Below are 25,364 nucleotides of genomic sequence, written 5' to 3' on the forward strand. Positions count from 1 at the left end.
GACGAGGTTCCGGTCTGCGTTCACCCGGACAGGGTGGGCCTGGCTCCGGATCTGATGGCTCCGCCCCGCGTGCCGGATCCTCCGGCGCTGCCCCCGGCGACCCGGCACCGGTGGTGGCGCCGGAAGGGGACATGAAGTGGGGTGAGGTCTGCGCCGACTCAGCCGAAGGCGGAGAAGGAGCGCTCTCCCAGTTCCACGCTCTGCTGAGCGGACGGCCGCAGACCGCTCCAGTCCAGTGCCTGCCGCGCATGAAGCTGTGCTTGCTCGGCCGCGCTCCGAGTCTCGGCCAGGACGTCGCCGCGCTCCTTGACCAGACGGTCGTAGATCGGCGGATGCTCAGGTATCTCTCCAGCGTTCATAGCACCTGATCTTGCCCGCTCACCGATGATCTGTCAGGCCCGCCGCAGCGGGCCTGCACGGACCAGGTGGTTGTCGGATCGGGAAGGACGCCGGATGTCGTCGCTCACGTCAGCAGCGGGTCAGCACTATCCGTCATCGCCGGGTAGTCAGGTTGGTCGTGATGCGCTGACGTGCATGGCTCCGGAGTCCTTCTGGGTCGGCTGACACATGGCCGGAGTCCGTCATCCACGCGTAGCCGGCTCCCACACGGAATGTCCAGCCGCCGGGAGCAGGTTCGAATCCTTCCGCCTCTGGCCAGACTCCCCGAGCGCTCTCGATTGCGGCTTCTTCCTTCATGGTCTTCCTTCTCTGCTGACGATGTCCAACTACTGGCGCTCCCCCGCAGACCATCACAAGGAGATGGTCATGATCTTTCTGGGCGCCGAGCCTTCCCTTGGTGCCCACCCTCGGCGACCCTGCCGCTGCCGGCGGGTCAGGCCGTGCGGGAGCGGAGCTGGATGACCGTGCGCTGGCCGGTCGCGCGCTCGCCGAGGCGGTAGATGGGGGAGTTGGAGAGCTTGTCGACAAACTCCAGCCAGCCGTCCTCGACAAGCTGGCCGCGGACGCGGGAGAACAGGCTCGGTGTCCAGCCCAGCCAGTCCTCTGCCAGTTCACGAGCCGTTTTGCGTACCGCGCCGCCCGGCTCTTTCGGCATGATGGCGTACAGCTGCAGCATGAGGCGCTGGTTGGGAGTGAGTTCTTCGGAGCGGCGCAGCACTTCTCGCGCCAGTACCTGCGGGTCATCGGCGGTCATCACGACACGGCCCCCCTTACAGGCCCGTTCCCGAGGCCTGGGATGTCGGGCGGGTTATACGCCCGGATGGCTTCGCGCTGCTCGGCGGAGGACCCCTGGCTGGAGAGGTAGGGGGTCACCTTGTAGAACTTCTGGCGGCCGAACTCCTCTGCGAAGAAGAGCAGCCGGCGCTTGACGAGGGTGCGGATGATCCTGCCCAGCGCGTCGCCCGTCATCCCGTTGCGTTTGGCGATGAACGCCGTGGTCTTCATGACGGGCTTGTCGTATCCGGGCGTGGCCCCCACGAACCACTGCAGGATCCGGAATTCACGGTCGGTCAGTCCGCCGTCCTTCTTGGGCACCGCGGCCAGGGCCTCGAGCCGTGCGTTGTCGATGGTGCTGTAGGAGTCGATGTAGCCGAAGCGGGTCTGCGGCTCGCCGCGGCCGTCGTGCCGTTGGTGCGCGGAGCGCGGCATCGGGAATCTCCGGTCCCTCGACATGTCCCATGAGTACAGGCGTCACGTTACCTCGCGCAGGATCCGTGAACTAGCAGGACATGTACTCCTAGGACATCTATGCCGGTCCGAGGGTCCGGATATAGGGACTGGGTGATCTGAATGAACTGTTCGGTGAGCCGGTATAAGACGGTCCCCCAACCGGCATATCCGATCTTGGAGCCGGTATCCAAACCGGTAAAACACGAGGTCAGAGGGCTTCTCGGCGTGGCTCTCTCTGTATACACAAAGGACCGGTCCCACCACCCGCCCATACGTTCACAACATTCCTGCGGCGTCCGGCGCGTCGCGCAACCTTCCCCCGTTGCCCAGCCATCGAGGACCCGGTGGCGACATCGACCACAACCCGTGCAGGACCGCGGCGCGGCAGGTGCAGCTCAACCGGCGGGAGGCCACCGAGCCGTGCGGCCGGCCACGGCCTCACGGCGGCACCCGCACCGACCTCAGCCACGCTTCCGGGTTTTTCCGTCACGGCCCGAGCCACCCGAGACTCAGCAACGCTGCTGCTGTCCACGTGCCGCACCTGCGTACGGCGCCGCACGCGAAGCGAGGTCAGCCCCCACCCCGTGCCCACCGGCCGCGGCCCGCCCAGACGCGCGGACGGCCCCGCGATCGATCAGCGAGCCGATCTCCACACGGTCGCCGGGCAGGACGAGGTCACACACCCTTCGTCATGTAGTTGCGTAAATGGATTTATGACAGTAGAATTAGAAGCATCGGAGGGAAGGCGTACGCCACTTCTCCGAAAGCAGACGCTCCACATCCAAGAGGCCCACCTTGAACAAGCAGCAGTTGATCGACGAGATCGCAGCCAATGGCGGCATCTCCAAGCCGGAGGCCGCCGCGGCCCTGAACGTCGTACTGGACACCCTGATCCGACGCGTCGTCAGCGGAGACGCCGTCTCCGTCACCGGATTCGGCACCCTCCAGGCCGTCACCACCCCCGCTCACCGGGCACGCAACCCCCAGACCGGCAACAAGGTCCTGGTCCCCGCGCGCAAGAGGGTGAAGTTCAGCCCAGGCGCAGCATTCACCGAGATGGTGCGCGGCGACCGGGCAGTCCCCCCGGCGGGCCAGAGTTCCGCGCGCAAGCGGCCTCGCGTGACCCTCGCCGCCTGAGCGGCCGGCAGCCTCGGGCGGGCCGTCCAGCGGCCCGCCCGGCCAGGCAACCTCAGAGGTTGCATAAATGGATTTACACACGCAGGTTGAGCATTGGCGGGCGCTTCACTCCTCGCTTGGGCTGACGCGCACCCACACCCCCGCTCCCTACGGCATCTCCCGCTTCGCACCCGGACGGACCCCACCCCGCATGCCCGAAATCGATCTTTCCGATCGCTCCGATCCATCACCCCGAATCCGGATCGGGCGCGCCCGCTTCCGTGACGTCGACTCGTTCGTTGACCTTCTGTCCCTGGTCAACCCAGGACACCCCGTGCCGCCCCTCGTTCTGACAGCCCTGGCGCTACGGCCGGGAAGGCTGACGCACGGGGACTGCCTGTGCCTGATCGCCCGAAGCGGTGACCGCGTCGTCGGCGCGCTCATGGCCAGCCCGCCGCGCTGGACCGACACCCATCCACTGCGCCCGTCGCTGGTGCGCAGCGTGCTGTACATCGGGGGCGTGGCGGTGGCGAGCGGCCACCGCAGCCACGGCATCGCGACCGGGCTGTTGAACATGGCGGAGCAGCACGGCCGCCACGCAGGTCTCCGTCTGCTGACTCTGGAACACCCGCCCGCGATGACCGAGTTCTACACGCGGCTCGGCTACAGCGCGGGGCAGGAACGTCTCATCGTCGCGCTGCCCGGCCCTGCCTTGCAGGAGCGGAAAATGCCCGGCCACCTGAGCGCCGTCAAGCGTCTCGATCTCGGAGTCGGGCTTGCCACAGTCCCCGGGGCCCCGGCGGCCATCGTCACCGATTTGCTCCCCGGCTGCTCATTGCCGCCATCCGCGCGCTACCGCAACGGACGCCTGGTCACCTGAAACCCGGCCGTCGGCACTCAACCTCGGCGGTGGCCCGCAGGCGGCCGTCCTCCGCCCTTCTCACCACACCCCGCGCTTTCTGAGGAACATCTCCTTGACCACCACTCCCGCGCAGCACGCTGCTGTGATCGCCGACGCTCTCGCGGCCGTCGTCCGGCACCGGACCAAGCCCGGCCCGGCCCGTAACGCTCTGGAACACATCACGGATCTGCTCGACATCGCAGTCCTGGCCTTCGTCGACAGCGAACAGTTCGCCGACCCGGCGAGCACTGCGGCCACCGACGTGCCTGTCGATGCTGCTCTCGCCCTCCAGGATGCCGAGACCCTCGCCTCCGACAACCCTCAAACCGGCCTGCCTCGCGGATTCACCGCAGTGGTCCTGGCCCCCGTCACCGGCCGGGCTCCTGAACTACCCGCACCAGTAGACCCGGCCCCCGCCCAGCTCGCGCAGCAGCAGACCACACTGCGCAGCCGCCTCGCCCTCGTGGAGGAATGGCTGCTCGACACGGAACACCCCGAGGCGACGGCGGACTACGTCGCCACGTCCCTGACCCTCCGTACCAAGCTGGCCCACCTGGCCACCGCCGTTGACAACAGGCGTCCCGCAAACCAGCGCTGATCCCCCTCACGCCGACCTTCGGGCGGCCCGTCAACCGACGGTCCTCCCGCTCCTCCGGCAGCGCTGACCAGCACTGCCGGCCCATTGTCAGACCCCTGCGAAAGGATTCCCACCCATGACTACCGTTGCCGCCGGAACGGAATTTTCCAGCTCTTCCGAGTACCAGACCGCCGTGCGACAGGCCCGTGAGGCCGCCGCGTCCTACTACGGCGACGGCGACAGCCCGCTCGATGACGCGACCTACGACCAGCTCGTCCGCAACATCGAGGCCTGGGAGACGGACCACCCGCAGGATGTGGTGGACGACTCCCCGACCAGCAAGGTGGGCGCAGGTGCGGCCTCGGTCGGAGACGTCGCCCACACCACGCGCTTGCTGTCGCTCAGCAACGTCTTCAGTCCGGCGGAACTCAACTCCTGGGGGGCGTCCGTGGATCGGCGGCTGGGCCGCCCGGTGTCCGGAGGCTGGGCGACCGAGGTGAAGCTGGACGGCAACGCCATCGTCGCCCGCTACCAGGACGGTCTGCTGGTCCAGGTCCTCAAGCGTGGAAACGGCAGCCACGGCGAAGACGTCAGCCACGTCATCGGCACCATCGTCGGACTGCCGGTCCAGCTCCCCCAGCCGGTCACGTTCGAGGTCCGCGGTGAAGTGCTCTTCACGCGGACGCAGTTCGAGTACGCCAACACGGTGCGCGTCGAACACGGCGCGAAGGTCTTCGCCAACGCGCGCAACGGCGCCTCGGGCACTCTTGCCGCCAAGGACCGCCCCTACCAGCTCCCCATGACCTTCTTCGCGTACGGCGCGGTCGATCTGCCCGGACATCCGTTCCTGCCGCAGGGGGCCAGCCACACCGAGATCCTCCAGACGGTGGCCGCCGCTGGCGTTCAGACGATCGCGGAGACGCCCACCTCAGTGCGCGTGGTGGCCACTCTGGCCGAGGCGCAGCAGCGGGTCGATGAGATCGCCGCGCTGCGGCCGTCGCTTCCGTTCGAGGTCGACGGCGTGGTGATCAAGGCCAACGACACGGCCGAGCAGGCCGCAGCTGGGGTCGGCAGCCGGGTTCCGCACTGGGCCATCGCCTACAAGCTGCCCGCCGTGGAGCGCATGACGACGCTCAAGGCCGTGGTGTGGGAGGTCGGCCGTACCGGGGTCATCGCCCCGACCGCCGAACTGGAGCCGGTCGAGGTGGACGGAACCACCGTTTCCCGGGCCACGCTGCACAACCCGGCCGACATCCGCCGCCGCGATCTCCACCTTGGCGACACTGTGACCGTCCACCGGGCCGGCGATGTGATCCCGAGGGTCGAAGCACCGGTCGTCTCTCTGCGGCCGGTCGGCGCCGAGCCGGTTCCGCTGCCCGAGAAGTGCCCCAACTGCGGGGACGCGATCAACAAGTCCCAGAAGCGCTGGCGCTGCGTCAAGGGCAACGCGTGCCGCCTGCCCGCGCTGATCGAGTACGCCGCCGGGCGCGACCAGCTCGACATCGACGGTCTCGGCAAGCGGTACGTCCAGGCCCTCGTCGGCTCCGGGGCCGTCGCGGACATCGGCGACCTGTTCGGACTCACGGTCGAGCAGCTCACCGCCGCCGCTGGCAGCGCGAAGCGGGGCGCCAAGCTGGCCGAGCAGATCGGGGCCGCCAAGTCGCTGCCGCTCAACCGGATCTTCTGCGCACTCGGCATCCTGGGCACCGGGCGGAGCATGTCCCGCCGGATCGCCGCCTACTTCCTCAAGATGGAGGACATCCGCAAGGCCGATGCTGCGGCGCTGCGTGGGGTGGAGGGCATCGGGGCGGAGAAGGCACCGGTGATCGTCCAGCAGATCGCCGAGCAGGCCCCGGTCATCGACAAGCTCATCGCTGCGGGCGTCAACATGACCGAGCCGCAGGAGGACTCCGGCGACGCGGGCAACAAGCCCTTGACCGGGAAGACCGTGGTCGTCACCGGAAAGATGACCGGGCCTCTCGACGGCCTGGGGCGCGGTGACATGACCGCCCTGATCAGGAAGGCCGGCGGCCGGGCGGGCAGCAGCGTCACCGCCAAGACGGACTACCTCGTCGCTGCCACCGCGGCGAATGGCAGGCTGAGTTCGAAGGCAGTCAGCGCGGCGGCTCTGGGTGTGGAGGTCCTCACGCCGGAGGCCTTCGCCGAACTGATCGAGGGCTATCTCGACTGATCCGTGCCATCCGTCCGCGGGGCCGCGCCGTCGCGGCGCGGCCCCGCGGCGCTCTGCCGCCCCGCACGCCGGACCGGTACCTGCTCTTCGGCTTACGCGAGCCAAGGTGCCCGCCCGCGAGCTCCGGGCCGGCCGACAGCGCGCCGCTGAGCCTGCACCCACCTCCCGGATGTTGCTTAATTGGATTTATGACGGTAGAGTTTTAGTTAGTTGACCGCCGAATGGCGCGCCACTTCTCGCGCGCAACTCCCGCTCGGCAACTCCACCCCGCCGTAAGCAGTTTCGAAGGACACCATGACCATCAATACGACCCGCCCCGCCGTGGCCGTCGACGGACGTATCGTCGGCGAGCGCGCCCTTGCCACCCGGCAGCGGCTTGCCGATGCCCTCTCGCACATCCTGAGCTCGCAGCCCTTCCGTGACATCAAGGTCATCGACATCGCCCGTCAGGCGGGTACTTCGCCCGCCACCTTCTACCAGTACTTCTCCAGCGTCGAGGACGCGCTTCAGCTGGTTGCCCATCACGTCATCCAGGAGAGCAGTCAGTTGACATCCGACACCGCGGCGGCGGAAGGCATTGGCGGACTGACCGACGCGCGTCAGGTGATCGACCGGCTGTTCGGCTTCTGGCAGACGCGCCAGGCGGTCATTCGCGCGATCGACGCGAAAGCGGCCGAGGGGGACGAGCGGTTCGTCGAGGTTCGCAACCAGCTGCTCAGCGCCGCCGGAACTCCCCTGGACAGGGCCATGGAGCGGCAGGGTCCCTCTGCATGGTCCACGATGCGCCCGAAGGTCCTGGCGGGTGCCCTGGTCACGCTCCTGGCGTCGGCGGCCACCCATGAGAGCGGGTTCGCGGCCTGGGGAACACGAGACGAACTGCGCGACTGCCTCGCGTCGCTGCTGGTCAACAGCATCAAGGCGGCGTGATCTCGTGACTGATGCGGCCAGCGACGACCAAGCAGCGGGCCAGTCCGGGCCCCTGCCCGCGCATTCTGATCGCCTACCCCTCCCGGATGGAGCCGGCCCGCAGGTGGCCGGAGACCGCGAGCGTCTCTACCTCGCTCTGCTGGACCTCGCCCCGCAATTCGTCATCCGCTGCCGCCCGAGCGGCGCCTTGCGTGACATCACCGTCTCCCGCCATCGCCGAGGACCGGACAGCCCGTGGCAGTGGGCCATCCACCGTCTCGGCGTCGGCCTGACGACCTTCGCGTGGACCGGAACGGGCTGGACCGTGGTGGACGACCCGGCACGCATGCTGCCGCACGCGGTGTGGACTCACCCTCTGCACGCCATCGGTGAAGCTCAGCGCCTCGCCGACGGCGACGTCGCGCGCGGGCACACAGAAGTCGAGCAGTAACCCCTCGCACGCCGACCACGCACCCGGCCCCTCCCGGACCGAATCCACCAGCCCGCCACCGGCGCGCTGACGCCTCTCCACCCGCCCCGGACCGAACCCGGGCCGCTCCCCGCCTCGGCCCCCGCTTCCCGCCGAGCCGCTCCCAGGAAACGAAATGCTCCACCACGCCGTCCCGCCGGCCGCCTCCCGCCCCACCCCTCCCACGCCGACAGGGACAGCCGCTCCACCAGTACCCGTCACCTTCTCCGACCCCGGCGCACCCGGCGTCATGGACGGCGAAGGCTGCGGACAGGTAGGGAATCCCTGTCCGCTGGCCGAGGCGGAGCGGCAGCTCGCCCGCGCAACGGCACGGCGCGAGAGAGCACTGGCAGCCGCCGAAGCGCATTCAGACGAGGTCCGTGACGCGTATGAGGCCATCGGCCGAGCGCACCGGTGGCGGCTGCCGCAGTCCGTGACCGACGAAGGATGGTCGTACCGGGGGGAGTTGGAGGAAGCGAGCCATACGATCTGGGCGCGGGCTCACATGGCGTACTGGGTCAAGGAGCGGGCCCGGGCCGCAGTCGCAAAGATGCAGGCCGCGCTCGGTCTGCCCGTGGCCGACATCGACCTGCTCGACGACGCCGAGCGCGACGGCTACATCGATGCCCTGACCGACGAGGAACGCGCAGAACTGGCCGGACCGTGGCCGGTTGAGTGGCTCTACAGCCCCGAGCCGGGCGCCCCCATCCGGATCGTGAACCTGTTCGCCGGCCCGGGCGGCTGGTGCGAGGGCATCGAGCACGTGCTGGGCGAGCCGGTCGACATGGTGGGCGTGGACAACTCACCGGCCGCGTGCGCCACGGCGCAGGCCGCTGGATTCCGGCGGATCTGCGCGTCGGTCACCGAACTGGCCCCCGAGCACCCCGCGCTGCGGTACGTGGTCGCGGTGATCCTCTCGCCCCCGTGCCAGACCCTCTCCCCCGGCGGCAAGCTCGCGGGTCTGGCCAAGGAGGCCATGGGGATCGTCGAGGACGTGATCAGCGACGCCGGTGTCGCGGCCGGCTTCATCGTCGTCGACGACGCGGGTGACGGCATGGAGGGCTACGCCCCGCCGACCGGCGCGACCTGGGACGAAGTCCGCGCACCGCTGGCGGCTCTGGAGGACCAGCGCACCGGACTGATGGCGGAGGCCGTCATCTGGCCGCTCGCGCTCCAGGCGAGGCACGGCAACATCCAGTGGGTGGCCATGGAGCAGTCCTCGAATCTCCTGAAGTCCCCGGCAGCGCAGTACGTCGTCGAAGCGATCAGATCGGAGTTCTACGGCGCCGGATGGGAGTACACGGACTTCTCCCTGGTAGAGGCCGCCGACTACGGCACCGCCTCGAAGAAGAACCGGACCTTCATGGTGGCCATGCGCTACACCCGCCCCTTCGTGGACTACCGGCCCAGCGAGCCGTTCCCCGTCACCACCTGGGCGGCGTGCATGGGCTGGGACAAGGGCCACAAGGTCGTCACCCGGGGCGTACGCGGCATCAACCCCGCCACCGGCCGGCCGAAGGGCGGCGGGACTTTCAAGGCCGACGAGCCGGGGACGACAGTGACCGGCACCGCCTACGGCTGGGCGCGCGAGGAAGACGGCCTCAAGCACACCCACGCCGACCTCGGGCGGGCCGTCGGATTCCGGGGCGATTTCCCGTGGACCCATGTCGGCCGCGGCGAGGGCATCCGGAACAAGACGCAGCTCATCGCGGACACCGTCTCCCCTCTCGTCTCGGCCGCCTGGATCGCTCACATCCTCGGCCGGATCTGGGAACCGCAGTCCCGCGCCTACGTCCACAACCTCTACCGTCTCCACCCCCGCGGTCGGCCCGCTGCCGTACAGGCTTCGCAAGAGCGTGGTGCCCGGACCGCCCGTCGCGGGCGCAGCCTCTCGCAGCGGCGCCACAACGCCAGCGTCCTGGAAAATCGGGCGCTCACGCTGGCAGCCCATACGGTGTGCACCGAGGCACCCGCGATCGCCCCGGAAAAGCCGATCGCCCGTCCGTCGCGCCGCCCCCACTCCCGCACTCACTGAACTCTGTGGGTGCGGGGGCCGTACGCCGGGCGGCGCGTGCCAGGTCAGCCTCCGCGGGGGCACCACCGGGGAGGCCCCGGAGAGGATATTGACGTGGTGCGCGGGCGGTTACGCGGGCTCGGTGCAGAACCGTCGGGCGCCGCGCAGTGTGGTTCGCAGGATCCGCTGGGTCGCCTGACTGTCGAGGCGTACGTCGAGGGCTCCGGGAAGGGTGCTCTCAGCCCGCAGACCCGTGGGCAGACAGGAGGGATCGAGCCCGTCACGCCTGGCGATGAGGGTGCCGAGCTCGTGCCGGCTCAAGGCGTCGGCTCCTGCGAGATGGTGGATGCCCGCCGCGTCGCTCGACGCCAGTTCCAGCAGTGCGCCGGCCAGGTCGGCGACGTGTACGGGGCAGCGGATGTCGTCGGTGAACAGGGCGCCGTCGCAGCCGGCGGCGAGTTTGTGGACCATGTGCTCGTGTTCGGAACGGCCGTAGCCGATGATCAGCGATGTACGGGCGACCAGGGCCCCCGGATGCGCGGCGAGGACCCCGGTCTCTGCCGCAGCCTTGGCCGCGCCGTACGGAGTGACGGGGTCGGGAAGGCAGGACTCGTCGTAGTGGACTCGGGCGCCGGAGAAGACCGCGTCGCTGGACACATGGACCATGCGGGTTCCGTACCTCGCCGCGGCCATCGCGAGCTGGATGGGCCCCTCTGCCGTAATCGCCCAGTCGGCCCCGCCACTCGACACGTTGAGGACGAGATGCGGGCTCACCTCAGCCATGACGGCTTCCAGGCGTCCAACGTCCCGCAGATCAAGTGGGTACCACGCCGCTGAGGAGCCGTCGCCCGGCTTGGTCACGTACGTAGCAGCCGTCTTATGGCCCGCCGTTCTCGCCTGCTGGACCAGTTCGGCCCCCAGAAAGCCGCTGCCGCCGACGATCAGAACTGTCATGCACGCCACCGTAGGCTCCAACCCGGCCCCGAACCGTGGAACCGAGAACCCTCTCGGATCGCACCGTTCCTGATCTTCCTGGCGGACAAGGTCAGCTCGTCAACGCCACGTCGTACAACAGGCGGTCGACGCCCTGCTCCGAGCTGAGTGGGTCGAAGGTGGCGGACAGGTCGCGGACCTGTTGGATACAACGGGAGGAGCCGATCTGTTGGGCCAGGCCGAGGGATTGTCGAGCCAAGTGCGCGGCCTGGGCGATGTCTCCCTGCGCGAGCAGGCTCTCTGCCTCGTAGGCGAGGAACACTGCCTTGGTCTTGTCCCGTGCCGTGGGCAGCAGTGTGAGTCCTTGGCTGATCTGGTCGTGGGCGCGGCCCGGTTGCCCCAAGTCGATCAGGCACCTGCCGGTATCCACCGCCAAGTCGGCCGGCCCCATCCAGGAGCACCACTGGGGTGCCGTCTCGGTGGTCGAGTCCAGGAGTTTTTCGGCTTGGGCGAGGTCGCGGTAGCAGGCTCGGGCTTCGTGGAGCATGGCGTGTGCTCGGGCTTTGCGCAGGAACAGCAGGGACCGGGCGGTCGGGTTGGTGGTGCGGGAGAGGGCGTGCTCGAGGCTGTCGGCGGCGGCGCCGGGATGGCCGAGCCACATGCTCTGGTAGGCGATGTCCGAGAGGGCTCCGGCGCCCATGTCCCTATCGCCGGCCTGGTGGGCCGCGTGGACGGCGGCGTGCCAGTACCGGTTGGCTGCGGCGTGGTGTTCGTAGTCGAAGCGGTGCCAGGCGAGGGTTTGGCTGAGAGAGGCGGCAAGAGAGTGCAGCCGAATTCCGACGGCATGGCCGTAGCTGCCCTGTTCGAGGAGTTCGACGACGGTTGTCAGGTGTCCGTCGAGGAGCGGCCCGGTGTGCTGGCGGTGCGCGGTCGGCAGGCTGGTCAGGTTACGGGCGGAGCTCTCCAGCCAGTCGACGAGGGCGGGATCCACCGGGCGTCCGCTGGTGGAACTGGCGGCCAGTGCCGGGTCGATCGTGGCCCATTCGAGTGCCAGGGCGCCCAGTGCGGCCGGTGTGTAGGTCAGGAAGGTGCGGCGGTCGACGGCCATCTGCGCGGCCTTTCTCAGGACGGTGACGGTCAGCCCCGCTCCGAGGGGCGCGGGGGTCTCGTGGCCGGGCAACCAGTGCGGCCAGCCCAACGCGGTCACCTGGTCGTACGGGACATCGAAGATGTCGGAAAGAAGCAGTTGCGAGAACTCGTCCGGCATGACGCTTTTCTCCCATAAGGAGACGCGTTGGCGGCTGGTGCCGGCCCGGCGGTCGCGGCGTCGGGCCGCCTCTTTCATGCGCCGGGCGAGTTCGGCTTGTGACCAGCCGTGCAGCCACCGTGCGTAGGCCAGAGGATGCCGGATGGGTTCGTCCACCAGTTCATGGAAGCACCCCGGACCACCTCGCCGAGGCGTAATCACCGGGTGGGATGACAGGGGGATGACACCCGAACACTGTTGCGAATCGGCTCTGTTGCTCTGTAATCGACTCCGCGGGCCGACCGCGCCCGCGGTGACCGTCCGCGCGAACTTGTTCAGGCTGGAGGGACAAGTCCCATGACTCTTGGCATCACGCCTGGCGACCGCACCGCGGAGAAATCGGCGAACGGCCACGGCGTTGCTCAGTTGAACGGTGTTCGGTTACGTATCGAGACGCCGACGCCGGACGTGCTCGGATCCGTGCTGGGCATGCTGGTTCCTGCTTGCTCCGTTGCTTCCCCGGACGTGGTGACGCAGTGGACGCTCAAGGTCGAGGAGCGCGGCCCGGAGGTCGAGGATCGTGGCGGCCTGTTCGACGGCCGGCTGGTCCTGGAATTGCCGTACGGAGGGCGACGCCTGGCGGTCGTGGGCGTCGATGAGGGGGTGCTGCGGGTGGCGGCGTGCTACCGGCCGGGGGCGACGCCGGTGTTGATGGAGGTCGACTCGCGCCAGCAGGTGACGCGGCTCGTGGTGGCCTCGGGGGAGGTGGTCGGTCTGCGCTGGGCGGACTATCTGGGGCGGGTGTTCTTCGCGTCCCGGCTGCTGGCATCGGGATCGCGGATGCTGCACGCCTCGGCGGTCGCCGTCGACGGCGTCGCGCTGGTGTTCCTGGCGGGGCGCCATGGGGGGAAGTCCACGCTCGCCCACCGGGCGGTGCGGGAGCTGGGTGCGCGGTTCCTGGCCGACGACCTGGTGCTGATCGGCCCGGACCGCACGGTGATGGGGTGGCCGACCCGCGTCGCGGTTCCCGCCGAGCTCGTCGGCGATATCGACGGCGGGAGGCGTGAGCGCACCGTTGTAGCCGGCGTGCGGCGCGACCGGTTCCTTTTCACGCCGGCGCAGCACCGTGCTGCGCTCGGGATTGCGTACTCGCCTCCTGTTCCGCTCGGCGCGGTCGTGATCGTGGACGGTGACGCGGCCGCCGGGGAGGGCGTCCGGGCGGACGCGGGGATGCTTCATCGGGCGGTGGTCCGCGCTGCTCATGTCCCGCAGCAGCTGCTGTATGTGAGCGATCCGCTGGGTCTGATGGGTGGGGCGCGGCTGGCGGATCAGGTTGCCGGGGCCGGGCAGTTGGAGGGGCTGATGTCCGGGGTTCCGGCGGCGGTTTTGCGGGTGGCGGTGGAGCAACTGCCGTCGGCGCCGGTGTGGCGTGCTCTTCAGGACGTCATCCCGGGGACAGGGCGTGGCCGGTGAGTGGGCTGGGGCGGGGCGCGTACGAGGTGGTGAGCGCCGGGCGGAGTCTGTGGGTGGAGGCGGATGCGGCGCTGGGCTCCCGGTGGGATGAGATAGTCCCGCACCTGCCCGGTGTCTTGCCCGGCGGAGTTCGGCCAGGGGTCGGCCCGGGCGCAGCACTTCTGCCGGGCGGTGTGTCGGTGGGGGATGCTCGGCGGTTGCTCAACGCCCATCTGCATCTGCTGCATTTGGCCTGCGGCACGCTGTGTCTGCACGCGGTGGCGTTGCGGTTTCCGGCCGACGGCCGGGTCGTGGTGCTGCTCGGCGGACATGGTGCGGGCAAATCGCTCGTCGCGCTGGCGCTGGTGCGCCGGGGCTGGCGGGTCCTTGCCGGTGACGTGGCGCTGGTGGACCTTTCCGAGCCTGACCAGCGGGCCCGGGTGCTGGGTGGCACGGCCGGGTTCCTCGCCCGGAGCGGACCTACGCTGCGCTGGTTCCCCGACCTCGCGCTGCCGCCGCTGGGCGGGGACCGGGTGGATCTGGGCCACCTTCCCGGACTGCGGGAGTCCGCGCCGGTGGAGGCCGGCCCGGTGGCGGTGGCTGTCGTGGTGGACGTGGACGGCGACCCGGTGGCCGGCGCGGGAGCGGTCGAGGTGCTGGACGCGCACACGGCCGCGACGGTGTGGTGGCGGGCGAGCGGTCACCTGTTGGAACGGTTACTCGACGACAGTCCGGTGGTGCTGCGCCAGTTCGAGGACGGCCCGGCCGCCGCCCGCCGTCAGGACCGGGTGCGGGCGCTGGCCCGCGCCCTGCCGTTGCACGCGGCATGGGGAGCCCCCGACGCGATCGCAAGCCGAGTCTTGGACCTGGCCGACTCCAGCACACCAGCTCAGTCGATGGAGGTCCGTTGATGTCCGAGGAGAAGCCCGCGGCGCGCCGGTACACCGGAGCGCGGATCCGCGTCGGGCAGGGGCGGGCGCGCCTGGTTGCGGCGGCGGTGCCGGGGCCGGGCATGGTGGCGGGCCAGTTCAGCGTGCTCAGCCCCGGCACCGAGCGGCGGCATCTGGCGGGGGCGGACCGCGAGGCCGGATACATGACGCTCGGCCGGGCCGACGAAGCGGCGGGCTGGGTACTGGCCCCGGTGCCGCATGGCGCCGCCTTCGAGCCGGCCTGCCCCGGGGCGGTGACCGCGCCGCCCGGGATGGATCCTGGGATGGTGGCGCTGGCCCGGTTCCAGCAGATGGCCTGCCTGGGCCTGGACCGGGTGCCCACCGACAACCTGAGCGACGTGGTGGTCGTCGGGTCAGGACCGGTCGCGCTCGGCTGCGTGCTGGAGCTGTCCCGCCGCGGCGCCACCAGCATCCGGGTGGTGACCGCGCATCGGCACGCCGCGATCCGCCGGGCTCCGGGCGTGATCTGTGTACCGTCGGAGGGCGCCGGGCGGGGACGGTTGGTCATCGACGCAGCCGGCGTCCCGGCGAGCGCGGCCACGTTGACCGCGCCCGGCGGCATTCTCGGCCTGCTCGGCACTCCCGCCGACGGCGACGCACTCGGTGCGCTCCAGGTGCACCGGGCCGGCTGGAGCGTGGTGGGCATGCACGAGTTGGCACCCGCCGCCGAGGACGCGTACCAGGCCGCGTTCACCACAGCCTGCCGCTGGCTCACCGGGCATCTCGATCCGGCCCTGGCCACGTTCTGGTGCCGGACGGTGCCCGGCGACAAGGCGCCGGAACTGTTCGCCCTGCTCGACGCCCCGGGCCGCCCGGCCGAACCGGTCCTGCTGTTGGACTGGAGGACCGCGTGAGCGGCGTGAGCGCGGCTGGCATCGGGCTCTACAGCATCGGCGTGCGGGGCATGGACGTGCCGGAGCTGCTGGAGTGGGCTGGAGCGCAGGGCGTTCCGTTCGTACATCTGCGGGGCGGACCGCGCGGCTACGACCTGGTCCGGCAGTCACCGGAGGTGCTCGCGCACTGGCGTCGGTGCGGGGAGTCGTTCGTGCCGGTCACCGGGGTGACAGCCGACCTGGACCTGGCCGACCTGTTCGCCTTGTCCGCCCCCGAGCGGGCCCGGGCCCGGACCGAGCTGGAGCTCCTGACAGCCGCGGCCGCCGCGATCGGCGCCGGTTGGGTACGACTGCTGGGCCGCACCGTGCCCCGGGGGCCGCTGCTGGCGGCCATGCTCACCGGCGAGCTGCCGGCGGCCCGGCTGCCGCTGCTGGTGGAGCTCCACCATCCCGGCTGGCTCGCACCCGCCGCGCTGGACGCCCTGGAGACGTTGTTGGAACGCTGGCCCCGGCTACGGGTGCTGGCCGACACATCCCAGCTCGCCGCCGCCCTGCCGTCAGCAGTCGGTGAGGGGGACGAGACGCTGGAGCGGGTGCTCGATCTCTCCCGGGTGCTGCACCTGTCCGACGACGGAAGCGGCCTGGACGCGGCGGCCCGCGCACTGGTGGCGAGACGGGCCCGGGGCCGGGTCGGTAGCGGTCAGGGCATCGAGGTCGCCGTCGAGTGGACCGGTCAACCCCGCACCGCCCAGGCGTGCTTGGACCGACACCGGGAGGCCTGCCGGTGGTGGGCGCAGCGTTCCGGGGCTCCCCCACGAAGGCCATAGGGTGTCCATCCGATCACTACACGTCACAAGGAGGGGTTGTCGTGGACCCGAAAGCACAGCCTGATCTCACCGCGGTGCTCGCCAGCGCCTACGGCCTGCCCGGCGCCGTGCTGGAACGGCTGCCGGTCGGTCAGGTGACCGTCAACTACCGCGCCCACGTGGGTAACGGTGACCAGGTTCTGTTCGTGAAGCACTACCAGGGCAGCGAATCGAACCTGGGCGCCGAACAGGACGCGGTCGACCAGACGCAGCTGGCCGGCATTCACCAGGTTCCGGTCGCCTCGGTGCGCCCTTCGGTCGACGGCGACACCGTCGTGCGGCAGGACGGCATCGCCGTCTCGGTGTGGGAATGGGTGCCTGGAACGGTGGTCGAAGACGGTCTCAACCCCGCCCAGCAGCGGGCAGCCGGAACCACGCTGGGCCGTATCCACACCGCGTTCGCCGACCACCCGGCCGGGTCCGGCCCGTCGGCGAAGCTGGAGAAGTGGCTGCGCCCGGACATCGACAAGCTGGAGGCCACCGCGGTCAAGCTGCTGGGCATCGCCGGGGAGCGAGCCCAGCGTGACGCGTTCGACGAGCAGGCGCTGCGGACCTTGGCCGAGCGGCGCGCGGTGCTGCACCGTATCCCCGAGCTCCTGGACGGTCTTCCGCCGCTGACGACGCAGGTTCTGCACGGCGACTACTCGGCGGTCAACCTGCTGTTCCAGGGCGACGAGCTGACCGCCGTGCTGGACTTCCTGCCCCCCGACCCGTTCCTGGTCGCCTACGAGCTGGGCCGGATCGCGTTCGACCCGCGCACGGTCGTCCTCGACGAGGACTGGATCGCGGCGGGCGTGAACCTGGTCGGCGCCTACCTGGAGACCAACCCGCTCGTGCCGGCCGCCGACGTCACCGCCTGCGCCCGGGTTGCGCTGCTGCAGCTGATGACCAGTTTGTACGGGGTCAAGCAGCACTACCTCAAGCCCGGCCTCCTCCAGGAGGACCTGGACCAGTTCTGGCTCCTGCGGCACGCCGCGGCTCAGCGACTGCTGGCGGGCCTCGGCGAGGTCGAGAGCGCCCTTGCACGAGCAGCACATCACCGCTGACGGGCCGCCTCCGGGCGGTCCACAAATGAAGGAGTAACCGATGTCCACGACGGCCATAGCCGCCGACCAGTGGGTGGTCCTGCGCGGACCGATCAGCGCCGAGACGATCACCAGGGCCGCCACCGCGCTCGCTGAGCGCCGCCAGCTGCAGTGCGCGCTCGACGAGGGAGCCGGAACGCTCCGGCTCACCGACCCGGTGACCTCACACGTACTGGTCACGGTGCGGTGGAAGGGTCTGCCACCGCAGGCGCCGCGCACGCTGGGCTTCCAGATTCCGCCGCCGGCCGCCGTGGACATCCTGATCGACCCCGCGCCCGACTCCGGCGGGAGCCAGCTCGCTGCCGAGCTCCACGACGCTCTGTCCGCGCACGCCCTGCCCTACACCGGGAGCGAACTGGACGGCATCCGGGCCGCCATGCCGCTGCTGGAGCGCTACAGCACCGAGCAGCCGGCGTTCGGCAACTGGGCGCTGCTCTTCCGCGACCACTACCTGGAGCACAGCACCGGATTCGTCCTGGCGATGGAGCGGGCCGGGATCCCCCCTGAGTGGATCTTCGCCCTGGACAAGGGCGATAAGACGTGGAACCGGGACCGGGTCCACGCCACGTTCACCGCGCGCGGGTATCGCAGTGATGTCCTGGACAATACGGCCGTCAACGACCCGGAGGCGCACCGGGGCGAACTCGCCCGCGTCGGCGCGGATATCGACGCGTTCCTGGACGCCGCGCACGCGGCCGGTCGGCGGGTGCTGGTCGTCGACGACGGCGGCCTGCTGGCCCGCGGCTACGGCGCCGTCGGCGCGCCCCGCACGGTGGACGCCGCGCTGGAGCTGACCGTCAGCGGCATCAAGCGGATTGCCGCCGCCGGCCAGCTGGCGATCCCCGTGCTGAACATGGCCCGCTCCCAGGTCAAGTCCCGCCTGGGCTACCGGGAGATCGCCGACTCCTGCCTGCGACGGCTGCGCGCCCTGCTTCCGGACCGCAAGATCATCGGCCGTCAGGTACTGCTGTTGGGCTACGGCACCCTTGGCTCCCGTCTGGCCGCCCAGTTACGGGATCTGGGCTGCCGCGTCGACATCGTCGACACCGACCTCCCGGCGCTCATCGACGCCGCCGAGCACGGCTTCACCACCTACCGCACCGCCGCCCAGGCTCTCGCCGCCACCAGGCCCTTCCTCATCATCGGCACCACCGGCGAGGTCGCGCTGACCGACACCGACCTGAGCGTCCTTCCTGACGGCGTGCTCCTCGCCCCCTTCGCCACCCGCGACTTCTCCGCCCTGACCGAGAACGCCGTACACCGCGCGGGAGCCGTCCAGCTCCCCGGAGTGGGCATGCGCTTCGGTCTGCCCGGCGAGAAGTCGGTCACGCTGCTGGGCAACGGCCGCTCGATGAACCTCTTCGAAGCCGACTCCATCCCCAGCCAGGGCTACGACGCGTACCGCGCCGCCACCCTCATCGTCGCCACCGCCCTGTGCGCCGACCCCGGACGCATCCCCGCCGGACTGCACACCGCCCCGGCCGACACCGCCATCACAGACGCCGGCCTGTGGGAGGCGTACTACGACCTGTACGCCGCACCGGGCTCCGGCACCGGCCAGGTGTCCGCCTTCCCCGCCCCGCGCCCCGCTGCCCGTGGCCGTCTGGAGCGGGCCGCGATCGTGGGATACGGCGTCGCCGGGCGCCTGCACACCGAGATCCTCACCGCCCTGGGCGCCACCCCGGCCGTCATCGACCCCAAGCACCAGGACCTGCCCGCGTCCCTGCGGACCTTCCCCCACCAGGTCAGCGAACTGCCCCCGGCGGTGGCCGCGGGCATCGACCTGTGGTCGGTCTGCTGCCCCACCGCCGAGCACCTGGACGTGCTCCGCGCGATCCTCCGGCACAACCCGGCCGCCCGCGTCCTGATGGAGAAGCCGGCTTGCCGCGGGCACGAGATCGACGCCTTCAGCCGCCTGCTCGCCGACCACCCCGCCGCGCGGATGATCGTCAACGACCAGTACCGGCACTCCACCACGCTGCCGGCGTTCACCGGCCTCATCGCCGCACTGGAACCCGGCGCGCCCATCGACAGGGTCTCGGTGCTCTTCACCAAGGACCGGCGCCCCGACAGCGCTTCGGGGCGCTTCATCGACCGCGACTACGGCGTGCTGGGCTACGAATGGCTGCACATGCTCGCTGTCACCCGCGGCATCCTGCCCGCCCCGGCGTGGGAGCACTACATGGCCTTGGACCCGGCCACCACTACGACCGAGCCGGAATACGACCCGGCGCTGTTCGTCGCCGCCCTGACCGAGCGAGCCGACCTCCCCCGTCCCGGCGCCCCGGGCGCGCTGCGGCTGGAGCTGACCTCCTCCATCCTCGGCCCGGGGCAGGCCGACGACGCCGCACCCGCACCCCGGCCCCCGTGGCGCCAGGGACTTCGCGCGGCCGACGACCGCTACCGGCACGTCACCGTCCACGCCGGACGAACCCGCTTCACCCTGCATCTCGAACCCGTCACCGCCCCCGGCGGCTGGCAACTCGAGCGCAACCACCACCGGCTCACCGCAGTACGCGACGGCGCCGTCGTGCACGACGAAGTCCTCGCGGACTCCCCGCTGGAGACCTCCGTACGCCACGCGGCCGCGGCCCTGTTCGCCGAAGCCGCCCCACCCGCGCCCGACCTCGAACCGCTGCGCCGTATCGCGCGGCTCGCCGATGTTCTGCGCGAGCGGGCACCGGACGCTTTCACCGCCCCGGATGCGTCCCGGACCAGCGCGTAGCCGCACACGACCCCGCCCCCGGCCGCCTGCCGGGCCGACCGGAAGGCCCCGCCGTGATGAACGCCCTCTCCCTGACCGCCGGCCAGCGAGTCGTCACCATCCACTCCAACACCCCCGGTGTCACCGACTGGGCGACCAGGTACTTCGGCCGGTACTGGAAGGCCTCGCCGCCGGAGGGCAGCACCGCCGTCACCGGGCCGGTGGTCACCGTCATGGACGGTGACCACCGCGCCCCCGTCGCCGGCTCGCATACGCAGCATGCCGTCTTCGCCCGCGAACCCATCGGCTACACCCGCCACCCAGACGGGACCGTGAGCGCGCATACCCTGTCGGACCCGCCCCTCGCCTTCCAGTACGCCCCCGCCGAGCAGCACCTGCGGATCAGCAGCCAACAAGCCCTGCAGACGGCAGCCTCGCCGGGCCGGCCGACACGGCTGGCGACCGCCGCCACCCGCTTCGCCCGCGAGATGATGCGCGCCCGGCTCATCGCCGACGGATGGGTCCTGCTCCATGCCTCCGCCGCCGTGTTCCCCGGCGGACGTACCCTGCTCGCCCTGGGCGACTCCGGAGCGGGCAAGACCACGACCGCTCTCACTCTGGCCTCCGCCGGCGCCGCGCTGCTGGCGAACGACTGCTGCTTCGCCCGTCCCAACACCGACGGCACGCTCGACCTCTTGCCGTGGCCCGCCGCAGCCGCCGTCGGCCTCGGACTTCTCCACGCACTCACCTTCACCGAGTCCGCCCGTTCCCACCTCCAGACCGGTGAACCGCCTCATCCCACCCAGGACCAGCGCGTCACCGACGCCCTCACCACCGGGCGGGCCGGTGCGCTGATATCCGCGTCCGGCCGGGAACTGAAGGCACACATCTGGCCCGAGCAGCTCACCCGCTGGTTCGCTCTGCCACTGGCCACCACCGGCACCGCGGCCGGTGTTCTCCTTCCGCGCGTCGCCTCCTCCCCCGGGGCGCCGGGCCGCATGAACGACGACGGCCGTTCCGAGGTCACCACCACCGTCTTCGTGACCTCGGACGAAGAGCGCTACCCCGACATCTTCGGTTTCACCGAGGGAAGCAATGCCGGAACGCCCACGGCCCGTGCCGAGGTCCTTCAGCACCTGAAGCGACTGCCACGGCAGACGGTCGACCTGAGCCACGACCAGGCGGCCAACACCCGGCTGCTCACCGCTCTCGCCACGTCGCTCGTCGATGTAGGACGTGACCACTTTGAAGGGGTCGCTTGACTCAGGCGCTACGGATCAACGGCAGCGCCACCGAACGGAGATCGACCTCCGGCCTGAGCCGGAACGCGGCGGGGGCTTGTCGGGACATGGTGCTTCTCGCGGCCCCGTAGGGCCACTGACAAAACTCGGAACTTCCCGCCGACGAGGGGCGGTACGGTCGACGGGCACGCCCAGGCTGGGACAGGCCCCTCGCCACCCAACGAGGCCCGGCCTTCGCTCCCGACGCCCGCCGACCCGCTTTGCGCCGCTGACATCACTCCAGGGGCACTGCACCGGCCGGGGAGCCGTGACGCAACTGGACGGCAACGGCGGTGGCCAGAGCGGAGCTCACCACTTTGGCGTGACCTCCGATGACGATGCGGGCATCGTCCAGCGTGCCCAGCTCGGCGTCGATCACGATACTGCGGCTGGGCACCTCCACCTCGTACTCGTCGTGGCCGCGCTGGCGCACCAGGTAGGTCTCCAGGCCGAGTTCGCACTCCCAGGTCCCCGGCGTGGACTCGGCCAGGTCAACGAGGGTTCGGATCTGGTCCAGTGGGCTCTCCACGACCGGGTGGACCTCATCGGCATGCTCCTCGAAGGCCCTTCTCGCGAGCAGGGCGAAGCGGTGCCGGCTCACCTCGCCGCACTGCGGGCAGTGGAGCGCGAATCTGTCCGGTCCGGTGGCCTCGTCCTCGGTGAGCTCGGTGATCGTCGGCCGCAGCCCGTTCACCACTGGCTCTTGCGCTACGCCCTTGCGCGGTCGTCGGCTCACCGGACCCCGTCCCTCGTGCTGGTGCTGATGGCATCCACATTCTCCCGCGCCCCAGCCTCCCGGCCCGACAAGCAGACGCGCTGTCGGCATGAGCACACCGCGGGCGGCCCTAGGGTCCTCGGGTATGACGCAGCACATCAGGATCGCGAGCAGAGCCTCGGTCATGGCCACCGCACAGGTCGAGTGGCTGATGGGAGAGATCGCCCGCAACACCCCGGGCGTCACCCCGGAGTTCATTCCGATCACCACGACGGGGGACCGCTGGGCCGGACCCTTGTCCGAGGTGGGGGGCAAAGCGGTGTTCACCAGCGCGGTGACGCAGGCCGTCCTCGACGGCCGCGCGGACCTGGCGCTGCACTGCTCGAAGGACATGCCCGGCGATGAGCCCGAACCCCACGGCACAGTGTGCCTGTACCCGCGACGTGACGACGTCCACGACGTCCTGGTCCACCGCGGCGGATGCCAGTTGGACGACCTGCCGGCCGGTACCCGGGTGGGCACCTCGGCCCCGCGCCGGATCGCCCAGCTCACCGCCTCCCACCCGCACCTGGCCCTGGTGCCCGTACGCGGAAACGCGGACACTCGCCTCGCCTTGGCCCAGGCCGGCGAGGTCGTCGACGCCGTGGTCCTCGCCGGAGCCGGCCTGCGCCGGATCGGCCGGGAAGCCGAAGCCACGGAGATCCTCGACCTGCACCGCGTGATGCCGGCCCTCGGCGCCGGCCAGCTGGCCATGCAGGCCCGGGAAGCCGACCAGGCCACCCTTGAGATCTTGACCCCGCTCACCGACGCCGCCGCCACCCGGGCGGCGATCGCGGAGCGGACGCTGCTCCGCGCGCTCGCCGGGCACTGCCACGCTCCGATTGCCGGGCACGCCATCGCCCACGCGTCGGGCGAAATCCATCTCACCGCACGGGTCTACGCCGAGGACGGGTCGGTCGTGCTCGGCTCCGACCTGACCGGGCACGGACCGGAGAAGGTAGGGGCCGCCGTGGCCGAGGACCTCATCAGCCACGGCGCGGCCGAGGTCCTCGCCGCCTCCCGGCGCACCTGAGAAGCAGCCGCTCCCCAACTCGCCGGCGGCCGGACTACGCCGTGTCTGGCGCCGCCCGATGCCCCTTCTTGCTGGCCCTGCGAATCAGACACTCCCGGCACACACACTCGCCGCAGCACGGGCTTCAGGCCGCCGCAGCACCCGCGCCTTGTCCCACGTCGGCCGACGGGACATGCTGCTGGTGCTCAAGGCGGGCGGAATCCAGCAGGCTCCGCCACGAGGTGACATCCGGGCGGCGGCGCAGCAACGCGCGGCGTTCCCGCTCAGTCATGCCACCCCACACGCCATGCTCGATGCGCTGGTCGAGCGCGTCGGCCAGGCATTCGGTTCGGACCGAGCAGCCGAAGCAGACCGCTTTGGCCTTGTTCTGGGCCGTGCCGTCGGCGAACAGCTCCTCCGGGTCGGCGGTCCGGCACGCCGCGCGCTCGCTCCAGTGATCTTCCGTCCTCACCCCGGCGCCGTCCTCTCCCCGTCCTGGCCTGTGGCTTCGGTCCCAACTCTACGCAGCAGCAGTGCGGCATCGGTACGGCAATTTCCCGGCGTTCAAGGAGCGGTGCGCCTCCGGGAGCCCCGGAATCCGACGCAAGGTTGAACGAGTCGGCGTCGCGGGGCCCGGAACACACGGGTGCACCTGCCACCCGTGTGCTTGGCTCGTCGCCGCCGGCCCTGCCGATCTGTCTGGCCGGGCCGGCGGTGCCCCGCGCGCAAGGGGCAGTGCGAGGTCTCCGCTATGCGCCGCGCAGCCGGTTTACGGTGCTCAGCCTCACCACCGATCAAGTGGGGTGTGGAATTCCAGCTGGGTCCTGTCCGCGGGCAGGAGAATATGGGCCACCTCGACGACTCCCCCGGTGACGTCCCGCACGATCTTTTCCAGAGCGAGGACCGGCTCGTGCTCACGGAGACCGAGATCGCGAGCCTCGTCCGTGGCCGCTGCTCGCGCGGTGACCTGCTCGGTGATTTCCCCCACTTCGATTCCCAGCGTGTGAAGCTGCGCCTGCGTGCCACCCGGCCAGGGCTCGTTCCTGCTGTCGAGCAATTCCGGGTTCGCGGAAATTTTCTCCCTCACCAGATACGAGAGAATCACTCCGAGAGGATGCTCATCACCAACGTAGCTGGTGCGATAGTTCCTCTCCAGAAGTGCCGAGCCGTGAGGGATTCCGAACACTTCCGACAGATGCGCATTGGATTTGACGTGACGGTATTCAGCGGAGAAATCCAGTTCCGGCTTGGTCAGTCCGGTGTCGTACTCCGTCGCGCCCGTGGCCTTGCGTTCCGCGAAGGACTTTCGGGCGCGGGCCTTCTCCCACGCGTGGCGGCGGTTGCTGCGCCTGACGGGCGGGCGCAGCAGGGCGGGCGTCTGTGAGTGCAGTGCCTGATCCTGGCCGTCGTCCCGCTGCGCGACAGTGGATATGTCCATGGCAGTCGTCCTCGTTCGTCGTGATCGATGTCCTTGCCCCATAGAGGTGTCGGCGCGGCCGGCCGTGTGACATCCGGCGCGGGACCAATCTGGACGGACGTGCACAACGCGGCCGCGGCCGCCGGGACATGCTGCGGGTGTGGGTCTGGCATGCTGAGCCGGGTGAGCACGACACGTCTCAAGTGGGGCGACATCGCAGCCGATGTACGCCCCGTGGTCGAGGACCGCACCGGACCGATCCGCGCAGTCCATCCGGTGGACGGCGGCTTCAACAGCCACCTCGCGGTGCGTCTCGACACCGACCACGGCTCCGTCTTCGTCAAAGGACTCAGGAGCGATCACCCGCAGGCATGGACTCAGCAGCGGGAGGCCGCAGTCTCCCGATACACCGCGGAGCTGGGGCCCCGCCTGCTGTGGCACGCCCAGGAGGCAGGCTGGGACCTGCTCGGGTTCGACTTCGTCGAAGGACACCACGCCGACTACGCGACCAATTCACCGGATATCAATCTCCTCGCCGACACGCTGACTCAACTGGCAACAATCAAGGCGCCTCCGGTGATCCTGAAAAAGGCGGAGGAACGCTGGGCCGGGTATGTCGACGACACGTCGATCCTGCGGGAATTCTCGGGAAATACCCTGTGTCACACAGATTTCAATCCGGAGAATGTGCTCATCATTCCTCGCCAGAATCGGGCAATTCTGGTGGACTGGGCATGGTCGACAGCGGGTGCTGCGTGGATCGACCCCGCACTGTGCATCGTCTGGCTCATCGCCACCGGACACCAATCGCCGGAGGCCGCCGAGTCCTGGGCCCGCCGGATGCCGACCTGGAACTCAGCCCCCGTCACCGCGGTCGACACGTTCGCCGCGGCGAACGCCCGCCTCTGGGCCAGCATCGCCGCCGACAACCCGGGTTCCTGGTCGGAGGCCCTCCGGAACGGCGCGCTGATGTGGTCCGCCTACCGCCGGACTGCCGCCGGGTGAAATCCATGCCATATGCCCTGACAC

The 25,364-nt window shown here is 70.2% G+C and carries 24 protein-coding genes; 16 read left to right on the top strand and 8 right to left on the bottom strand.

Annotated elements, in window-relative coordinates:
• Nucleotides 1-158: 158 nt before the first annotated feature.
• The 3 genes from OIU81_RS39935 to OIU81_RS39945 form a co-directional block, all read right to left on the bottom strand.
• Nucleotides 159-359: a hypothetical protein gene (locus tag OIU81_RS39935; protein WP_329155701.1), complete on the bottom strand. Its 201-nt coding sequence runs from the start codon at nucleotides 357-359 to the stop codon at nucleotides 159-161.
• Nucleotides 360-832: 473 nt separating this feature from the next.
• Entirely contained in the window at nucleotides 833-1,153 is a 321-nt protein-coding gene (locus tag OIU81_RS39940) for a replication initiation protein, RepL2 (RefSeq protein ID WP_329155703.1), read from the bottom strand.
• Nucleotides 1,153-1,608, bottom strand: a complete 456-nt coding sequence (locus OIU81_RS39945) for a MarR family transcriptional regulator (protein WP_329155705.1) — start codon at nucleotides 1,606-1,608, stop codon at nucleotides 1,153-1,155. The genes OIU81_RS39940 and OIU81_RS39945 overlap by 1 nt, the downstream gene beginning before the upstream one ends.
• Nucleotides 1,609-2,424: 816 nt before the next feature.
• Here OIU81_RS39945 and OIU81_RS39950 point away from each other — a divergent pair.
• The 7 genes from OIU81_RS39950 to OIU81_RS39980 all read left to right on the top strand — a co-directional run bounded on the left by OIU81_RS39950 (nucleotide 2,425) and on the right by OIU81_RS39980 (nucleotide 9,824).
• Complete coding sequence (locus OIU81_RS39950; RefSeq protein WP_329155706.1) at nucleotides 2,425-2,766, top strand: HU family DNA-binding protein; 342 nt, start codon at nucleotides 2,425-2,427, stop codon at nucleotides 2,764-2,766.
• A gap of 190 nt (nucleotides 2,767-2,956) precedes the next feature.
• Nucleotides 2,957-3,625: a GNAT family N-acetyltransferase gene (locus OIU81_RS39955; protein ID WP_329155708.1), complete on the top strand. Its 669-nt coding sequence runs from the start codon at nucleotides 2,957-2,959 to the stop codon at nucleotides 3,623-3,625.
• A 94-nt stretch (nucleotides 3,626-3,719) separates the two neighbouring features.
• On the top strand, nucleotides 3,720-4,244 hold the full coding sequence (locus tag OIU81_RS39960; RefSeq protein WP_329155710.1) for a hypothetical protein: 525 nt from the start codon (nucleotides 3,720-3,722) through the stop codon (nucleotides 4,242-4,244).
• A gap of 115 nt (nucleotides 4,245-4,359) precedes the next feature.
• Nucleotides 4,360-6,414: an NAD-dependent DNA ligase LigA gene (ligA, locus tag OIU81_RS39965; RefSeq protein ID WP_329155712.1), complete on the top strand. Its 2,055-nt coding sequence runs from the start codon at nucleotides 4,360-4,362 to the stop codon at nucleotides 6,412-6,414.
• Nucleotides 6,415-6,708: 294 nt separating this feature from the next.
• Complete coding sequence (locus OIU81_RS39970) at nucleotides 6,709-7,341, top strand: TetR family transcriptional regulator (protein WP_329155714.1); 633 nt, start codon at nucleotides 6,709-6,711, stop codon at nucleotides 7,339-7,341.
• Nucleotides 7,342-7,444: 103 nt separating this feature from the next.
• The gene (locus tag OIU81_RS39975) at nucleotides 7,445-7,771 is read left to right on the top strand and encodes a hypothetical protein (RefSeq protein ID WP_329155716.1); all 327 of its coding nucleotides are present in this window, start codon (nucleotides 7,445-7,447) and stop codon (nucleotides 7,769-7,771) included.
• A gap of 154 nt (nucleotides 7,772-7,925) precedes the next feature.
• A complete protein-coding gene (locus OIU81_RS39980; RefSeq protein WP_329155718.1) occupies nucleotides 7,926-9,824 on the top strand; it encodes a hypothetical protein in 1,899 nt (632 codons plus the stop codon).
• A 108-nt stretch (nucleotides 9,825-9,932) separates the two neighbouring features.
• On the opposite strand, the gene OIU81_RS39985 is transcribed toward OIU81_RS39980, so the two are convergent.
• Nucleotides 9,933-10,757, bottom strand: a complete 825-nt coding sequence (locus OIU81_RS39985; RefSeq protein ID WP_329155720.1) for an SDR family oxidoreductase — start codon at nucleotides 10,755-10,757, stop codon at nucleotides 9,933-9,935.
• A 91-nt stretch (nucleotides 10,758-10,848) separates the two neighbouring features.
• Nucleotides 10,849-12,159, bottom strand: a complete 1,311-nt coding sequence (locus OIU81_RS39990; protein ID WP_329155722.1) for a helix-turn-helix transcriptional regulator — start codon at nucleotides 12,157-12,159, stop codon at nucleotides 10,849-10,851.
• 180 nt (nucleotides 12,160-12,339) lie between these two features.
• On the opposite strand from OIU81_RS39990, the gene OIU81_RS39995 reads away from it, so the two are divergent.
• From OIU81_RS39995 to OIU81_RS40025, 7 genes are all read left to right on the top strand, one after another.
• Nucleotides 12,340-13,455, top strand: a complete 1,116-nt coding sequence (locus OIU81_RS39995) for a hypothetical protein (RefSeq protein ID WP_329155724.1) — start codon at nucleotides 12,340-12,342, stop codon at nucleotides 13,453-13,455.
• Nucleotides 13,456-13,652: 197 nt separating this feature from the next.
• Nucleotides 13,653-14,345: a hypothetical protein gene (locus tag OIU81_RS40000; RefSeq protein WP_329155726.1), complete on the top strand. Its 693-nt coding sequence runs from the start codon at nucleotides 13,653-13,655 to the stop codon at nucleotides 14,343-14,345.
• Nucleotides 14,345-15,238 carry a hypothetical protein gene (locus OIU81_RS40005; RefSeq protein WP_329155727.1) on the top strand — a complete coding sequence of 298 codons (894 nt, stop codon included), beginning with the start codon at nucleotides 14,345-14,347 and terminating at the stop codon, nucleotides 15,236-15,238. The genes OIU81_RS40000 and OIU81_RS40005 overlap by 1 nt, the downstream gene beginning before the upstream one ends.
• Nucleotides 15,235-16,044 carry an AP endonuclease gene (locus tag OIU81_RS40010; protein WP_329155728.1) on the top strand — a complete coding sequence of 270 codons (810 nt, stop codon included), beginning with the start codon at nucleotides 15,235-15,237 and terminating at the stop codon, nucleotides 16,042-16,044. The genes OIU81_RS40005 and OIU81_RS40010 overlap by 4 nt, the downstream gene beginning before the upstream one ends.
• Nucleotides 16,045-16,085: 41 nt before the next feature.
• Nucleotides 16,086-17,129 carry a phosphotransferase enzyme family protein gene (locus OIU81_RS40015; RefSeq protein ID WP_329155730.1) on the top strand — a complete coding sequence of 348 codons (1,044 nt, stop codon included), beginning with the start codon at nucleotides 16,086-16,088 and terminating at the stop codon, nucleotides 17,127-17,129.
• A gap of 40 nt (nucleotides 17,130-17,169) precedes the next feature.
• Complete coding sequence (locus OIU81_RS40020; RefSeq protein WP_329155732.1) at nucleotides 17,170-19,893, top strand: Gfo/Idh/MocA family oxidoreductase; 2,724 nt, start codon at nucleotides 17,170-17,172, stop codon at nucleotides 19,891-19,893.
• A 56-nt stretch (nucleotides 19,894-19,949) separates the two neighbouring features.
• Nucleotides 19,950-21,134: a hypothetical protein gene (locus OIU81_RS40025; RefSeq protein ID WP_329155734.1), complete on the top strand. Its 1,185-nt coding sequence runs from the start codon at nucleotides 19,950-19,952 to the stop codon at nucleotides 21,132-21,134.
• A 253-nt stretch (nucleotides 21,135-21,387) separates the two neighbouring features.
• Here the strand turns inward: OIU81_RS40025 and OIU81_RS40030 are convergent, their stop codons facing one another.
• The gene (locus OIU81_RS40030) at nucleotides 21,388-21,888 is read right to left on the bottom strand and encodes a hypothetical protein (protein ID WP_329155737.1); all 501 of its coding nucleotides are present in this window, start codon (nucleotides 21,886-21,888) and stop codon (nucleotides 21,388-21,390) included.
• Nucleotides 21,889-22,012: 124 nt separating this feature from the next.
• Here OIU81_RS40030 and hemC point away from each other — a divergent pair, with 124 nt between their 5' ends.
• The gene (gene hemC / locus OIU81_RS40035; protein ID WP_329155739.1) at nucleotides 22,013-22,939 is read left to right on the top strand and encodes a hydroxymethylbilane synthase; all 927 of its coding nucleotides are present in this window, start codon (nucleotides 22,013-22,015) and stop codon (nucleotides 22,937-22,939) included.
• Nucleotides 22,940-23,063: 124 nt separating this feature from the next.
• Here hemC and OIU81_RS40040 read toward each other — a convergent pair whose 3' ends face one another.
• Together OIU81_RS40040 and OIU81_RS40045 are read right to left on the bottom strand one after the other, a co-directional pair.
• A complete protein-coding gene (locus OIU81_RS40040) occupies nucleotides 23,064-23,390 on the bottom strand; it encodes a WhiB family transcriptional regulator (RefSeq protein WP_329155741.1) in 327 nt (108 codons plus the stop codon).
• Nucleotides 23,391-23,702: 312 nt separating this feature from the next.
• Entirely contained in the window at nucleotides 23,703-24,356 is a 654-nt protein-coding gene (locus tag OIU81_RS40045; protein ID WP_329155743.1) for a UTRA domain-containing protein, read from the bottom strand.
• Between the two features lie 162 nt (nucleotides 24,357-24,518).
• On the opposite strand from OIU81_RS40045, the gene OIU81_RS40050 reads away from it, so the two are divergent.
• On the top strand, nucleotides 24,519-25,340 hold the full coding sequence (locus tag OIU81_RS40050; protein ID WP_329155745.1) for an aminoglycoside phosphotransferase: 822 nt from the start codon (nucleotides 24,519-24,521) through the stop codon (nucleotides 25,338-25,340).
• Nucleotides 25,341-25,364 lie beyond the last annotated feature (24 nt).

Source organism: Streptomyces sp. NBC_01454 (assembly GCF_036227565.1).
GTDB lineage: Bacteria > Actinomycetota > Actinomycetes > Streptomycetales > Streptomycetaceae > Streptomyces.

What these genes read in the sequence shown, in the direction of transcription:
- OIU81_RS39980 (WP_329155718.1), top strand. Translation starts at nt 7,926, where the DNA reads ATGCTCCACCACGCCGTCCCGCCGGCCGCCTCCCGCCCCACCCCTCCC.
- OIU81_RS39935 (WP_329155701.1), bottom strand. Translation starts at nt 359, where the DNA reads ATGAACGCTGGAGAGATACCTGAGCATCCGCCGATCTACGACCGTCTG.
- OIU81_RS40045 (WP_329155743.1), bottom strand. Translation starts at nt 24,356, where the DNA reads ATGGACATATCCACTGTCGCGCAGCGGGACGACGGCCAGGATCAGGCA.
- OIU81_RS40020 (WP_329155732.1), top strand. Translation starts at nt 17,170, where the DNA reads ATGTCCACGACGGCCATAGCCGCCGACCAGTGGGTGGTCCTGCGCGGA.
- ligA (WP_329155712.1), top strand. Translation starts at nt 4,360, where the DNA reads ATGACTACCGTTGCCGCCGGAACGGAATTTTCCAGCTCTTCCGAGTAC.
- hemC (WP_329155739.1), top strand. Translation starts at nt 22,013, where the DNA reads ATGACGCAGCACATCAGGATCGCGAGCAGAGCCTCGGTCATGGCCACC.
- OIU81_RS39970 (WP_329155714.1), top strand. Translation starts at nt 6,709, where the DNA reads ATGACCATCAATACGACCCGCCCCGCCGTGGCCGTCGACGGACGTATC.
- OIU81_RS39995 (WP_329155724.1), top strand. Translation starts at nt 12,340, where the DNA reads ATGACTCTTGGCATCACGCCTGGCGACCGCACCGCGGAGAAATCGGCG.
- OIU81_RS39955 (WP_329155708.1), top strand. Translation starts at nt 2,957, where the DNA reads ATGCCCGAAATCGATCTTTCCGATCGCTCCGATCCATCACCCCGAATC.
- OIU81_RS39945 (WP_329155705.1), bottom strand. Translation starts at nt 1,608, where the DNA reads ATGCCGCGCTCCGCGCACCAACGGCACGACGGCCGCGGCGAGCCGCAG.
- OIU81_RS39940 (WP_329155703.1), bottom strand. Translation starts at nt 1,153, where the DNA reads ATGACCGCCGATGACCCGCAGGTACTGGCGCGAGAAGTGCTGCGCCGC.
- OIU81_RS40005 (WP_329155727.1), top strand. Translation starts at nt 14,345, where the DNA reads ATGTCCGAGGAGAAGCCCGCGGCGCGCCGGTACACCGGAGCGCGGATC.
- OIU81_RS39985 (WP_329155720.1), bottom strand. Translation starts at nt 10,757, where the DNA reads ATGACAGTTCTGATCGTCGGCGGCAGCGGCTTTCTGGGGGCCGAACTG.
- OIU81_RS40025 (WP_329155734.1), top strand. Translation starts at nt 19,950, where the DNA reads ATGAACGCCCTCTCCCTGACCGCCGGCCAGCGAGTCGTCACCATCCAC.